This is a genomic window from Pseudoalteromonas sp. Isolate3 (genome assembly GCF_022398505.1).
GTDB lineage: Bacteria > Pseudomonadota > Gammaproteobacteria > Enterobacterales > Alteromonadaceae > Pseudoalteromonas > Pseudoalteromonas apostichopi.
The window spans coordinates 23,041-36,875 of sequence record NZ_JAKEVN010000014.1 but is presented as its reverse complement, the minus strand read 5'-3'; the positions used below and the strand labels follow the sequence as shown (position 1 = coordinate 36,875).

The following is a 13,835-nucleotide window of genomic DNA, read 5'->3' as shown; positions in this document are numbered from 1 at the left end:
GGTCAGCGTGAGCGATTTATTATCTCAAGACGAAATTGATGCGCTCTTACATGGCGTCGACGAAGTCGAAGAGGAAGATATTCACGAAGGTGATGACTTAGACAGTAATACCTTACAGTATGACTTCTCATCACAAGATCGTATTGTCCGTGGTCGTATGCCGACCCTGGAGATCGTGAATGAACGTTTTGCCCGTCATATGCGAATTAGCTTATTTAACATGATGCGCCGCACCGCAGAGGTGTCGATTAACGGCGTGCAAATGATTAAATTTGGCGAATATATTCACACCTTATTCGTGCCAACCAGTTTGAACATGGTACGTTTTCGTCCTTTGAAGGGCACAGGCCTAATTACCATGGAAGCCCGATTAGTATTCATTTTAGTGGATAACTTTTTTGGTGGAGATGGTCGCTATCATGCAAAAATTGAAGGCCGAGAATTTACCCCTACAGAGCGTCGTATCGTTCAAATGCTGCTTAAAATTATCTTTGAAGATTATAAAGAAGCATGGGCACCGGTAATGGATGTATCTTTTGAGTACCTTGACTCAGAAGTTAACCCTGCGATGGCTAACATCGTAAGTCCAACTGAAGTCGTTGTTATTAGCTCTTTCCATATTGAGCTAGATGGTGGTGGTGGTGATTTCCATATTGCACTGCCGTACTCTATGCTTGAGCCTATTCGTGAATTACTCGATGCCGGTGTGCAATCAGACACCGAAGACACTGACCTACGTTGGAGTAAAGCATTGCGTGATGAGATCATGGATGTTGAAGTGGATTTGTCGACTCAATTACTTGAGGTCGATTTAACACTACAACAAATCATGGAGCTTAAAGCTGGCGATATTATCCCTGTGGAAATGCCAGAACATATCACCGTCTTTGTAGAAGAATTGCCGACCTTTAGAGCAAAAATGGGTCGTTCTCGTGACAATGTTGCACTACAAATTAGCGAAAAAATTAAACGCCCTGAATCAGTTAAGTCAGAACTACATGTGTTCACAAAAGGTGGCAAAAAACTGGATTCAGATGCAGAATTAGCAGAACTAGAAGAAGATCTACATCTATCAGAAGGTGTGGATTTAGACTGGTAGTCGATTTATAAGGTTAAACATAATGAGTGATGATCAAGATACAATGGACGAATGGGCTGCGGCACTAGCCGAAGCTGAAGAAGCCGAAGGTGGTTCAGGTGATGCGGCTGTAGCTGAACTTGATGAACTAAAAGATGAAAGACATGAGCTGTCTGGCGACGAAAAACGTAAACTTGATACTATCTTGGACATTCCTGTTACTATTTCGATGGAAGTGGGTCGTTCAAAAATCAACATTCGTAATCTATTACAGCTCAACCAAGGTTCAGTGGTCGAACTAGATCGAGTAGCTGGTGAGCCACTTGATGTATTGGTTAATGGCACCCTGATTGCGCATGGTGAAGTAGTCGTAGTAAATGATAAGTTCGGTATTCGTTTAACTGACGTTATTAGCCAAGTTGAACGTATTAAAAAGTTACGATGAATGCTTTAGTTGCTTTAACAAGTGCGTCGAGCACTGTATTTCCCACGGCATCACCAACGGCAGATTTATTGTCTATGGTGATGTCTTTGCTTTTAGTGCTTGTGGTTATTATTGCCTTGGCTTTTTTGGTAAAAAAATTAAACCCAAACCTTGCCAACAGTGATGAGTTTAAAGTAGTGCGTAGCTTGCCCTTAGGCTCCCGTGAACGTTTGATGGTTATTGAAATTGATAACGCTCAACACTTAATTGGTGTTACCCCGCATAGTATTAATTACTTGCATAAGCTAGAGACACCTTTACAAGATAAAGAACTCCCAGAACTTGCCAAGAAGTTTGGTAAGCTACTGAACCCACAATCACCTTCAAATAAAAAGAATTAACGCTATGATCAAGTGGATACTTATTTTAGCAAGTTTGCTGTTTTTGCCGTCGGTTAACGCTGAGGGTATAGAAGCCCTGACTATTACCACTAACCCTGATGGTTCTCAAGATTACTCTGTGACGCTACAAGTGTTAGCGATCATGACTGCGCTGAGCTTCATTCCAGCGGCAGTGATTATGATGACCTCATTTACACGGATTATTGTGGTTTTGGCAATATTACGCCAAGCAATAGGCTTACAACAGACGCCATCGAATCAGATTTTGTTAGGTATGTCGCTGTTTTTAAGTATTTTTATTATGGCGCCAATTTATCAGCAGGTGAATGAGCGCGCTATTGAGCCATACTTGAATGAGCAAGTTACCTCAGTACAAGCACTTGAGCTTGCCAAAGAGCCAATGAAAGCTTTTATGCTCTCGCAAGTTCGTATAAAAGATTTAGAGACCTTTGCGAAAATAGCTGGTTATGAGCAATTAGACTCGCCAGAAGACACCCCACTGATTGTTTTAATCCCAGCCTTTGTTACCAGTGAACTGCAAACGGCCTTTATCATTGGTTTTATGTTTTTCATTCCCTTTTTGATTGTGGATTTGGTTGTGGCCTCCGTATTAATGGCCATGGGTATGATGATGCTTTCGCCGATGATTGTATCTTTACCATTTAAGATCATGCTATTCGTGTTAGTTGATGGCTGGGGTCTTGTTATGGGCACACTTGCTAAGAGTTTCGGGCTCGGGGTGTAACAATGCACTTCAAGGCACATAATTAGTTAGGAGAGACAAAATGGAACCGGAAATTTTTGTCGATATTCTGAGTGATGCACTATTTTTAGTCATTAAATTGGTATCGGCAATTGTGGTGCCAGGCTTGTTAGTCGGTCTTGTGGTGGCAGTTTTTCAAGCGGCAACATCCATCAATGAGCAAACATTAAGCTTTTTACCCCGTTTGTTAATTACAATTAGTGCATTAATTTTAGGCGGTCACTGGTTCACTCAAGAGCTTATGGACTATTTTACTCGTTTAGTGATGTCGATACCGGAGATTGCAGGCTAAATGGAATTTCCATTTGCTGTCATTATTCAATGGCTCAGCGATTTTTTGCTACCATTGGTGCGTATTAGCTCCATGATCATGATTATGGCAGGCCTTGGTGCGAAGAATGTACCCACTCGAATTAAACTTGGTTTAGCGGTAGTCGTTACCTTTGTTGCTGTGCCTATGCTGCCACAAGCGACCTTCAATAACCTATTCTCCTTTGAAATGATCCTTGTCGTTATTCAGCAAATGCTTATTGGTGTGGCGATAGGCTTTGCTTCAGTACTATTACTAAACACTTTTGTACTAGCTGGGCAAATACTTGCAATGCAAACAGGTCTTGGTTTTGCGTCAGTTGTTGATCCATCTAACGGCATGAATGTCCCCGCGGTTGGTCAGTTCTATTTAATTTTGGCTACCTTGCTATTCTTCGTATTTAACGGTCATTTAATGATGATTCAAATGGTCATTCATAGCTTTGAGGTACTACCAATCGATGGAACTTGGTGGTCCGTTGATCATTACTGGGATATCGTCACATGGGGCGGTTGGATGTTTACTACTGCCTTGGTGCTTGCTTTAGCGCCACTGACGGCGATGCTTGTTATTAATATGTCATTTGGTGTAATGACCCGTGCGGCACCGCAATTAAATATTTTTTCGATAGGTTTTCCGTTTACCTTGGTGGCTGGTCTTGTGATTATTTGGGCTACTCTAGGTAACTTTATGACTCAATTTGAGTTTCAGTGGTTAAAAATGGTTGAGTTAATGTGCAGCCTAGTTGGTTGTACACCTTAGGAGCGCGCCATGGCTGAAGATTCAGGTCAAGAAAAAACCGAAGAACCCACAGGAAAAAAAATAGAAGACGCCAAGAAAAAAGGCCAGGTTGCTCGCTCAAAAGAGTTAGGCACTATGTTTGTGCTTATCTTCTCGGCAATTTCTTTATTATTGTATGGTCCTGAAATTGGTAAGGGACTTTATAATGTCATGGGGCGCTTATTAAGTCTTAATCGAAATGAAACCTACGACACCACTAAAATGTTCTCTGTGTGGGGAATAGTTGCGGATGCTTTACTATTCCCTATGGCAATGTTTGTTTTTATTATTGTAATTGCAGCTTTTATAGGCAATACACTATTAGGAGGATTTAACTTTAGTTGGCAAGCGGCGGCACCAAAAGCGAGTAAAATGTCACCAGCTAAAGGCATAAAACGTATGCTTGGCCCTCAAGCTGGGGTAGAGCTGGTCAAGTCTATTTTAAAGTTTGCTGTCGTTGCCGGTTTTGCGGTGTTTTTAATCAATACCTTCTTTGATGAAATACTACATTTAAGCCAAGAAAGCGCCCCTAGTAATTTTATTCATGCGCTTGAAATTTTATCTTGGATGTTCCTTGGGCTAACTTGTACATTAATTATTATTGCCGCCATTGACGCTCCTTACCAAAGTCATAAACACCATAAAGAGCTAAAAATGACCCTGCAAGAAGTGAAAGACGAATACAAAAACTCTGAGGGTGACCCGCAAATTAAAGCGCGTATTCGTCGAACCCAGCGGGAAATGTCGCAAAGGCGGATGATGCAAGATGTTCCTGATGCAGACGTTATTGTAACCAACCCGACTCACTATTCTGTTGCACTAAAATACGACACAGCTAAAGCTGGTGCGCCTATTGTTCTTGCCAAAGGCGTGGACGAGCTTGCTATGCAAATTCGTAAAGTGGGAAAGGGTAATGACGTGCCAATTGTCGAATCGCCAATGCTTACTCGTGCGTTGTATCACACTACCGATGTTGGTCAGCAAATACCTGATCAACTATTTACCGCAGTAGCGCAAGTGCTAGCTTATGTTTTCCAGTTAAAACGCTTCCAAAAAGGGCGCGGAAAACGTCCTGTTCCGCTCAATAAGAAGCTACCAATACCAGATGCTTACAAATATTAATAATACCAATCCGCAATAATACTTTAATCATTTTGAGGGATTAAACCTGTCGCTATCTGCGTTAAAAATTTCTGATTTAGAACAACTAAATAACGAAATTTTTGCCTTGCTATCAACGAGGTTTTATTGCCTCAAAATAGATCACTTAATTAAGCGAATTGGTATAAATTTGTAACTTGGAATAGTTATTGCAAATTCCGTGTAGTGTCAATTTTTTGAAATTGTTGAATTATGGAATTTAAAGCGGTATTACAACAACTTAACAGAGATAAAAAAGAATATGCTAAGGGTATCGGTACGCCGTTAATGGTACTTGCTGCGCTGGGTATGGTGATATTACCTCTGCCTCCGTTTCTTTTAGATATTCTTTTTTCGTTTAATATTGCTTTAGCACTCGTGGTGTTACTGGTTACGGTTTATACCATGAAGCCCCTTGAATTTGGTATGTTCCCGGCGGTTCTACTGATTGCAACTATCATGCGTTTAGCGCTGAATGTTGCCAGTACCCGTGTGGTATTGCTAGAAGGTCATAATGGTGGAGATGCAGCTGGTAAAGTTATCGAGGCCTTTGGCTCGGTTGTTATCGGCGGTAACTATGCTGTTGGTTTAGTGGTCTTCCTTATTTTAATCATTATTAACTTTGTGGTTATCACCAAAGGTGCTGGCCGTATTTCTGAAGTATCAGCTCGCTTTACTCTTGACGCAATGCCTGGTAAACAAATGGCGATTGATGCTGACTTAAACGCAGGTTTTATCAGTGCAGAGCAAGCCCGTGAACGCCGTGAAGAAGTCACCCGTGAAGCCGACTTCTATGGTTCAATGGATGGTGCTAGTAAGTTCGTAAAAGGCGATGCAATAGCAGGTATCGTCATTCTAGTGATCAATATCGTTGGTGGTTTATTCGTCGGTATGATCCAACATGACTTATCTTTCAGCCGTGCGATGGAAGTCTACACCTTGTTGACTATTGGTGATGGTCTTGTTGCACAGCTGCCTTCACTGTTACTTTCTATCGGTACTGCAATCGTTGTTACTCGTCAGAATGAGTCGCACAATATGGGTGACCAAGTTAAGACACAGCTAGGTAACGAAAAGTCACTTTATATTGCATCAGGTATTCTGATCATCATGGGTCTAGTACCAGGTATGCCGCACATCGCGTTTTTAAGCTTAGGTGCTTTACTTGGTTACCTTGCTTATTTCACACAACAACAAAAAGCCAAAGCAGAAGCTGAAAAAGCAGAGCAAGAAGCAAATGGTGGTGCGCCTGGTACTGGTGTTGCCAATAAACAAGAACAAAAAGAGCTTGGCTGGGATGACGTACAGCAAGTTGATGTTATTGGCTTAGAAGTGGGTTATCGCTTAATTCCACTTGTTGACCAATCTCAAGGTGGTGAACTGCTAAATCGTATTAAAGGTGTACGTAAGAAACTTTCTCAGGAGCTTGGTTTCTTAGTACCTCCTGTACATATTCGTGATAACTTAGAACTCGACCCTAATGCATACAGAATCACTATGATGGGTGTTTCAAGCGGTGAGGGTGAGCTTAAACATGGTGATGAGCTAGCGATTAATCCAGGCCAAGTATTTGGTCCAATCAAAGGGGTTGCCACAAAAGACCCTGCATTTGGATTAGATGCGGTTTGGATCAAACCTGACCAAAAAGATGAAGCACAATCACTTGGCTATACCGTCGTTGATTCAGCAACGGTAGTTGCAACTCATATTAGTCAGTTACTCACGAACAGTGCTGCTTTACTACTTGGTCATGAAGAAGTACAAAACTTATTAGATATGTTAGCGAAGAGTCATCCACGTCTTGTTGAAGGACTGGTTCCTGACGTATTACCACTTACTACTATCGTAAAAGTGCTACAAAACTTACTCAATGAAGGGGTGGCAATTCGCGATATGCGCTCGATTGTTCAAACCCTTGTTGAGTATGGTCCACGTAGCCAAGACCCTGATGTACTAACGGCTGCAGTGCGAATTTCACTTCGCAGACTTATCGTTCAAGACGCTGTTGGTATGTCTTCTGAGATCCCTGTCATTACCTTGGCGCCTGAGTTGGAACAGATGTTGCATCAGTCACTTCAGAATGCAGGTGACGAAGGTGCCGGAATAGAGCCAAGCCTTGCAGAGCGACTTCAACAATCATTGAATGAAGCGCATCAAAACCAAGAAATGGCCGGTGAACCTTCGATACTGTTAACGTCAGGAATGTTACGTACTGTGTTATCTCGCTTTGTTAAGTACACAATCCCAGGTTTAAGGGTGATGTCTTATCAAGAGGTACCAGACGAAAGACAGATTAAGATTGTCAGCTCAGTAGGCCAACAATAGGATAGTAAAGGGGTTGAACCATGAAAATTAAACGTTTTTTTGCTAAAGATATGCGCACTGCACTGAAAGAAGTGAAAGATGAGTTAGGTGTTGATGCGGTTATTATGTCGAACAAAAAGCTTGCTAACGGCGTTGAAATCGTTGCAGCTGTTGATTACGACAAAGCAGCCCCGAAAGCCGAAGCTAAACCTGCAGTGGCACAATCAGCACCTGCACCACAGCATAATTTTGTTAAGCCTGAGCCAATGCGTGCTAAACCTGAGCCGCAAGCGAAAGTTGCTGATAGCCTACAAGCGTTACTTGAGCGTCAAGCCCCACGCCCTCGTTCGCCAGAGCTGGCGTCAATGTTTAGTCAATCTGGTATTGATACGAGTGAACATTATCAACCAAAAGAACCAAGCTTTGAGCAGCAACAGCCTGAATATAAGCAAGCTCCTCGTTATCAGCAGCAAGCAGCACCTCGTGTACAAACTCAAGCTCATAGCCTAGGGTTTGATGACGATTTAGACGCAGGTTTTGATGATTTAGACTCACCCGCTGAGCATAAAAACTCAGCCCCAGCTAATCAATCAGAAATGACGACTATGCGCGAAGAAATGAATGCGATTCGTCAATTACTTGAACACCAAGTATCTGGATTAATGCAACAAGATATGGCGCGCCGTGATCCAACACGCGCTTGTATGATTGATCGTTTAGCTGGTATGGGGATTGAGCGTGATGTTGCTGAGCAAATGGCGTGTTTTATTCCTGATGATGTATCTCGCCAACAAGCATGGCAAGCGCTGCTGCAAATGGTTGAAAACCAAATGCATACAACTAACAACGAAATCCTACGCCAAGGTGGAGTTTTTGCACTAGTTGGTCCAACGGGCGTTGGTAAAACAACCACAGTTGCGAAATTAGCAGCACTTGGAGCACAAAAATATGGTGCTGATAAAGTTGCACTGATCACCACTGATACATACAGAATTGGTGCCTACGAACAATTGGCTACTTATGGTCGTATTATTGGTTGTGGCGTAAAGCAAGTAAAAGATGCGAATGAATTAGCTGAAGTGTTATACCATTTACGTAATAAGCGTCTAGTATTAATAGACACTGCGGGTATGAGCCAACGAGATTTACGCTTAACTGAACAATTAAACACCTTAATGCGTAATCAGCGTGTTGATATTCGTAGTTATTTAGTATTAAGTGCTACAGCGCAGATAAATGTGTTGCAAGAAACCGTAAGACACTTTAAAAAGGTTCACCTAAGTGGCTGTATCTTCACTAAATTGGATGAATCTTTAAGTTTAGGTGAGATTATTAGCATAGCGATTCAAAATCGTCTGCCAATAGGGTATCTTACTAACGGTCAGCGCGTTCCTGAGGATATTCGCGTAGCGAATGCTGAAAAACTAGTGAAAAAAGCTGAACAATTGTATTTAAAACGAGCAAAAGCACAACATTCAAGACGTCAAGCAGTAGCGTCGAACACAGTAGGGATGTATGATTAACACAGTATTAGATCAAGCAAGCGGCCTGCGCAAAATGAATCAAAATAATAATAGTGGCGTTAAAGTTATCGCTGTTACTGGCGGTAAAGGTGGAGTGGGTAAAACCAACGTCTCACTCAACACCGCAATCGCATTAGGCCAGCAAGGAAATCGTGTATTAGTATTAGATGCCGATTTAGGTTTGGCAAACTGTGACGTGATGCTTGGCCTTCGTGTTGAACGTAACTTATCTCATGTTTTGTCGGGCGAGTGTGAGCTTGATGAAATTCTCGTCGAAGGCCCTGCAGGAATCAAAATTGTACCAGCAACGTCTGGTTCTCAAAGTATGGTTGAATTATCGCCATCTGAGCATGCAGGTCTTATACGTGCATTTAGCGAGTTAAACACTGAGTTTGATATTTTAATTGTTGATACCGCCGCAGGTATTTCAGACATGGTATTAAGCTTTTCTCGTGCAGCCCAAGACGTTGTTGTAGTTGTATGTGATGAACCCACCTCAATTACTGATGCTTACGCACTTATAAAAGTACTTAGCCGTGAGCATGGCGTATATAAATTTAAAATTGTTGCCAATATGGTGCGCAGTTTGCGTGAAGGGCAAGAATTATTTGCTAAACTTTCAAAAGTAACGGATCGTTTTTTAGATGTTTCGATGGAGTTAGTAGCAACCATTCCTTATGACGAGAACATGCGTAAGTCTACGCGCCGTCAAAAAGTAATCGTTGAATTATTCCCGAATTCACCAGCAGCGGTGGCGTTTAAAACATTAGCAACAAAAGCAGTTAAATGGCCGATCCCTAATCAACCGTCTGGCCATTTAGAATTTTTTATTGAAAAACTAGTAAACGGCTAACTATGACAACATCGGTGAATAAAGCGATGGGATATCAATCAGCACAAAATTTAAATGCGATTGTTGAAAAACATGCCTCTTTAGTGAAAAAAGTGGCGTGCCATCTAATTGCTCGTTTACCTGCCAGTGTGCAACTCGATGATTTAATTCAATCAGGCATGATAGGCCTGATTGAAGCGTCAAAAAACTTTGATGCTAGCAAAGGTGCTAGTTTTGAAACCTTCGCAGGTATTCGTATTCGTGGTGCTATGCTGGATGAAATTCGCCGAGGTGACTGGGCTCCACGTTCAGTTCACCGAAATGCCCGCCTAGTGGCAGAAACCATTGCCGAATTAGAGAGCACGTTAAATCGTGAACCAAAAGACACTGAAGTAGCTGAAAAACTTGATATTACACTGGATGAGTACCATCATATTCTACATGATGTAAATTCTAGTAAAGTATTAGGTATTGAAGACTTAGGCGTGGATGAAGATGTCATCACACCAGTAGGTCAGGATTTAGGACTAGACAAACCGTTTAATAACGTTAAAAATGAGCGGTTTAACCAGTCTCTATTAACGGCTATCCAATCGTTACCAGAAAGAGATGCTCTCGTTTTGTCTTTGTACTACAACGACGAAATGAACTTAAAAGAAATAGGACACATACTCGATGTTAGCGAGTCGCGTGTGAGTCAAATACATGGTCAGGCGATGATTAAGCTCAAAGCAAAAATCAATGACTGGATTAATTAGTAGTAAGTAAATAAAGGTTCAAACCTCACCGGAGGATGTTTTGGATAAAAACATGAAAATTCTTGTTGTTGATGATTTTTCTACAATGAGACGTATCATTAAAAATCTATTAAGGGATTTAGGTTTTACCAATGTGCAGGAAGCTGACGACGGTTCAACAGCATTGCCAATGCTACAAAATCAAGAATTTGATTTTGTTGTAACAGATTGGAACATGCCTGGTATGCAAGGTATTGATTTGTTACGCGCAATTCGTGCTGATGATAGCCTTAAGCATATTCCTGTGTTAATGGTGACAGCTGAAGCGAAAAAAGAACAAATTGTTGCTGCTGCTCAAGCAGGTGTTAATGGCTATATCGTTAAACCATTCACTGCTGCGACACTTAAAACCAAATTGGAAAAAGTGTTTGAACGTTTAGGTTAATCTAAGGGGAGAGGCTTATGTCAGCACTTGCTGCGCCTCAAATAAGTTTAGAGCAAGCTCGTCAACTTGTTGAGTATCTTGAAAATGGTGAACAAGAAAAAGCTGATAAGCTAATTCTTGATGCTGCGTCAAAAGAGCAATCAGAGTTGTTTGCTGAAGTCGGTAAATTGACGCGTCAACTTCATGAAGCGTTAAAAAACTTTGACCTAGATACTCGTCTCGCTGATTTAACTACCGACGCTATCCCAGATGCTAAGCAGCGCTTAAATTATGTTATGGAAATGACAGAAAGTGCCGCCAATAAAACTATGGATGCAGTTGAAGCAAGTTTACCGATAGCGCAACAACTTGCTGATGAAATTGCTGCAATTAAGCCTACTTGGGATCGTTTAATGAACCGAGAAATTGAACTCGGTGAATTTAAATCGTTATGTCATAGCCTAGATAAGTTCATGAATAACTCGCACACAAAAACCGATGAGCTTCAAGGCTTGATGACCAATGTGCTGATGGCGCAGGATTATCAAGATTTAACTGGACAAGTTATTCGTCGTGTCATTGAACTAGTGCGAGAAGTAGAAGACAGTTTAATTAATCTCTTAACTGTGTTTGGCAGTCAAGAAGATGGTCATCAACAACAAGAAAAACAGGCCATAGAAAAAGCACCTGCACCAAGTGACACACTAGCAGGTCCTGAAGGGCCGATTATTGATAAAGAGTCTCGCGATGATGTTGTTTCAGGACAAGATGAAGTCGATGATCTATTATCAAGTCTGGGCTTCTAAGAGGAGAGTAGCTGCATGAGCTTTGAAGTCGATGAAGATATATTACAGGATTTCCTTGTTGAAGCAGGAGAAATCTTAGAGCTATTGTCGGAGCAATTAGTTGAGCTTGAAAACAACCCAGAAGACAAAGATCTATTAAACGCCATTTTTAGGGGCTTCCACACTGTTAAAGGTGGTGCAGGTTTCTTAAGTATGACTGAACTTGTTGATGCTTGTCATGGCGCAGAGAATGTTTTCGATTTATTACGCCAAGGTGTACGCACTGTTACGCCTGAGCTAATGGACGTAATATTACAAGCCCTTGATACTATTAATGAAATGTTCGCCACGATTCAAAATCGCGAACAACCAGAGCCTGCAGATCCAGCCCTATTAGAAGTCCTTCATAAATTAAGTCAGCCGCCTACTGCAGAAGAGCTTGCAGGTGAAGATTTATCTGTAGCAGAGGACGTTGCAGTTGCACCTGAAGAACCAGCAGTTGAAGAGGTTGTTGTTGATACGCCTGAAGTCACAGCAGATACAGCAACAGACAACATCGATGAAGATGACCCATTTGCGTTCGATATGTTATTTGATGGCGGCGGTCTTGCTGATAGCAGCGCTGAGTCTCAAAATATTGACGAAATCACTGAAGATGAATTCGAAAGCCTGTTAGATGAGCTGCATGGAAAAGGCCAAGGACCAGCAGCATCTGCTCCTGAGTCAAATAGCAGTGACAGTGATGATATTACCGATGATGAATTTGATAGTTTATTAGATGAATTGCACGGTGTTGGTAATTTTGGGGAAGTAAAACAAGATAATACTGCCAAGCCTGAAGCTACAAGTTCTATTGAGCCAGCCTCTGCCACCCCAACTGAGGAGGCAGCAAGCAGCGATTCAGACGATGAAATTAGTGATGATGAGTTTGAGGCACTTCTTGACGAGTTACATGGCAAAGGCACAGCTCCTCAATCATTGGAAAGTTCAACCGCGGAAAAAGCACCTGAGCCACCAAAAGCTGAACCAGCAAAACCTGCTCAGCCTGCAGCTTCTAAACCGGCACCTGCACCTGCACCGAAACCTGCAGCTGCAGCTAGTAAACCTGCTCCAGCTCCTGCAAAAGCGCCAGCAGCTTCAGCGGCACCGAAAAAGGCTCCGCCTCCACAGGCAGAAACAACGGTTCGTGTTGATACCAAACGTCTTGACGAAATCATGAACATGGTTGGTGAGCTTGTATTGGTTCGTAACCGCTTGGTAAGTCTTGCGAATAACAGCAACAGTGAGTCAATGGGTAAAGCCATCTCGAACCTAGACGTGGTAACCGCAGACTTACAAGGTGCGGTAATGAAAACCCGGATGCAGCCAATTAAGAAAGTATTTGGTCGTTTCCCACGCGTAGTTCGTGACTTAGCTCGTAGCTTGAAAAAAGATATTAATCTGCAGCTAGTAGGTGAAGAAACCGATTTAGATAAAAACCTTGTTGAAGCACTTGCTGATCCATTGGTGCACTTAGTGCGTAACTCTGTAGACCATGGTATTGAAATGCCAGATGTGCGTGAAGCTGCAGGTAAACCGCGTACAGGTACAGTCACGCTCTCAGCATCACAAGAAGGTGATCATATTCTGCTTACCATTCGTGATGATGGTGCTGGTATGGATGCTGATAAGCTGAAAAAAATCGCAATCAGCAAGGGTGTAATTGATCATGATCAAGCAAGCCGTTTGTCGGATACAGAAGCATACAACCTAATATTTGCTCCTGGTTTCTCAACGAAAGAAGAGATCTCTGATATTTCAGGGCGCGGTGTCGGCATGGATGTGGTTAAAACTAAAATAACCCAGTTAAATGGTTCGGTTAACATCCAGTCGGAATTGGGCGTAGGTACTGCACTAGAAATTAAGGTGCCATTAACGCTTGCTATTTTACCAACTCTAATGGTTGTTGTAGGTGAGCAAACCTTTGCTCTACCGCTTGCTGGCGTAAGCGAAATTTTCCACCTTGATTTAACTAAAACTAACGTAGTTGATGGCCAACTGACAATAATAGTTCGTCAAAAAGCGATTCCGCTTTTCTATTTACAACATTGGTTAGTAAAAGGTGCCAACCGCCAAGAGCGTAAAGCAGAAGGTCACGTGGTGATTGTACAAATAGGTACTAAACAAGTGGGCTTTGTTGTTGACTCATTAATTGGTCAAGAAGAGGTGGTTATCAAACCTTTAGATGCCTTATTACAAGGCACGCCAGGAATGGCAGGTGCGACAATTACTTCTGATGGTGGGATTGCATTGATCCTCGATGTACCTAGTATGCTTAAACATTACGTTGGCTAA

Annotated in this window: 14 protein-coding genes; all 14 read left to right on the top strand. The window is 42.0% G+C overall.

Going from position 1 to position 13,835, the window contains the following annotated elements; translation table 11 throughout:
* The first annotated feature begins 7 nt into the window (after positions 1-7).
* Positions 8-1,099, top strand: a complete 1,092-nt coding sequence (fliM, locus tag L1D46_RS05140) for a flagellar motor switch protein FliM (protein ID WP_054553268.1) — start codon at positions 8-10, stop codon at positions 1,097-1,099.
* Between the two features lie 22 nt (positions 1,100-1,121).
* Complete coding sequence (gene fliN / locus L1D46_RS05135) at positions 1,122-1,523, top strand: flagellar motor switch protein FliN (RefSeq protein ID WP_054553267.1); 402 nt, start codon at positions 1,122-1,124, stop codon at positions 1,521-1,523.
* Positions 1,520-1,903, top strand: a complete 384-nt coding sequence (gene fliO, locus L1D46_RS05130; protein WP_239976960.1) for a flagellar biosynthetic protein FliO — start codon at positions 1,520-1,522, stop codon at positions 1,901-1,903. The genes fliN and fliO overlap by 4 nt, the downstream gene beginning before the upstream one ends.
* 4 nt (positions 1,904-1,907) lie before the next feature.
* On the top strand, positions 1,908-2,648 hold the full coding sequence (fliP, locus tag L1D46_RS05125; RefSeq protein WP_130052066.1) for a flagellar type III secretion system pore protein FliP: 741 nt from the start codon (positions 1,908-1,910) through the stop codon (positions 2,646-2,648).
* 40 nt (positions 2,649-2,688) lie between these two features.
* Entirely contained in the window at positions 2,689-2,958 is a 270-nt protein-coding gene (fliQ, locus tag L1D46_RS05120) for a flagellar biosynthesis protein FliQ (RefSeq protein WP_036970111.1), read from the top strand.
* Positions 2,959-3,738: a flagellar biosynthetic protein FliR gene (gene fliR, locus L1D46_RS05115; RefSeq protein WP_130052065.1), complete on the top strand. Its 780-nt coding sequence runs from the start codon at positions 2,959-2,961 to the stop codon at positions 3,736-3,738.
* A 9-nt stretch (positions 3,739-3,747) separates the two neighbouring features.
* Entirely contained in the window at positions 3,748-4,878 is a 1,131-nt protein-coding gene (gene flhB, locus L1D46_RS05110; protein WP_130052064.1) for a flagellar biosynthesis protein FlhB, read from the top strand.
* A 231-nt stretch (positions 4,879-5,109) separates the two neighbouring features.
* Complete coding sequence (gene flhA / locus L1D46_RS05105; protein WP_130052063.1) at positions 5,110-7,221, top strand: flagellar biosynthesis protein FlhA; 2,112 nt, start codon at positions 5,110-5,112, stop codon at positions 7,219-7,221.
* Positions 7,222-7,241: 20 nt separating this feature from the next.
* On the top strand, positions 7,242-8,723 hold the full coding sequence (flhF, locus tag L1D46_RS05100) for a flagellar biosynthesis protein FlhF (protein ID WP_178926719.1): 1,482 nt from the start codon (positions 7,242-7,244) through the stop codon (positions 8,721-8,723).
* Positions 8,716-9,576, top strand: a complete 861-nt coding sequence (locus L1D46_RS05095) for a MinD/ParA family protein (protein WP_130052061.1) — start codon at positions 8,716-8,718, stop codon at positions 9,574-9,576. The genes flhF and L1D46_RS05095 overlap by 8 nt, the downstream gene beginning before the upstream one ends.
* A 26-nt stretch (positions 9,577-9,602) precedes the next feature.
* Positions 9,603-10,313 (top strand): RNA polymerase sigma factor FliA, encoded by a 711-nt coding sequence (locus L1D46_RS05090; protein ID WP_054553325.1) that lies wholly within the window; start codon positions 9,603-9,605, stop codon positions 10,311-10,313.
* Positions 10,314-10,353: 40 nt separating this feature from the next.
* The gene (gene cheY / locus L1D46_RS05085; RefSeq protein WP_016708035.1) at positions 10,354-10,737 is read left to right on the top strand and encodes a chemotaxis response regulator CheY; all 384 of its coding nucleotides are present in this window, start codon (positions 10,354-10,356) and stop codon (positions 10,735-10,737) included.
* A gap of 17 nt (positions 10,738-10,754) precedes the next feature.
* Complete coding sequence (locus L1D46_RS05080) at positions 10,755-11,522, top strand: protein phosphatase CheZ (protein ID WP_130052060.1); 768 nt, start codon at positions 10,755-10,757, stop codon at positions 11,520-11,522.
* Positions 11,523-11,537: 15 nt separating this feature from the next.
* Positions 11,538-13,835, top strand: coding sequence for a chemotaxis protein CheA (locus L1D46_RS05075; RefSeq protein ID WP_239976959.1), 2,298 nt, complete (start codon positions 11,538-11,540; stop codon positions 13,833-13,835).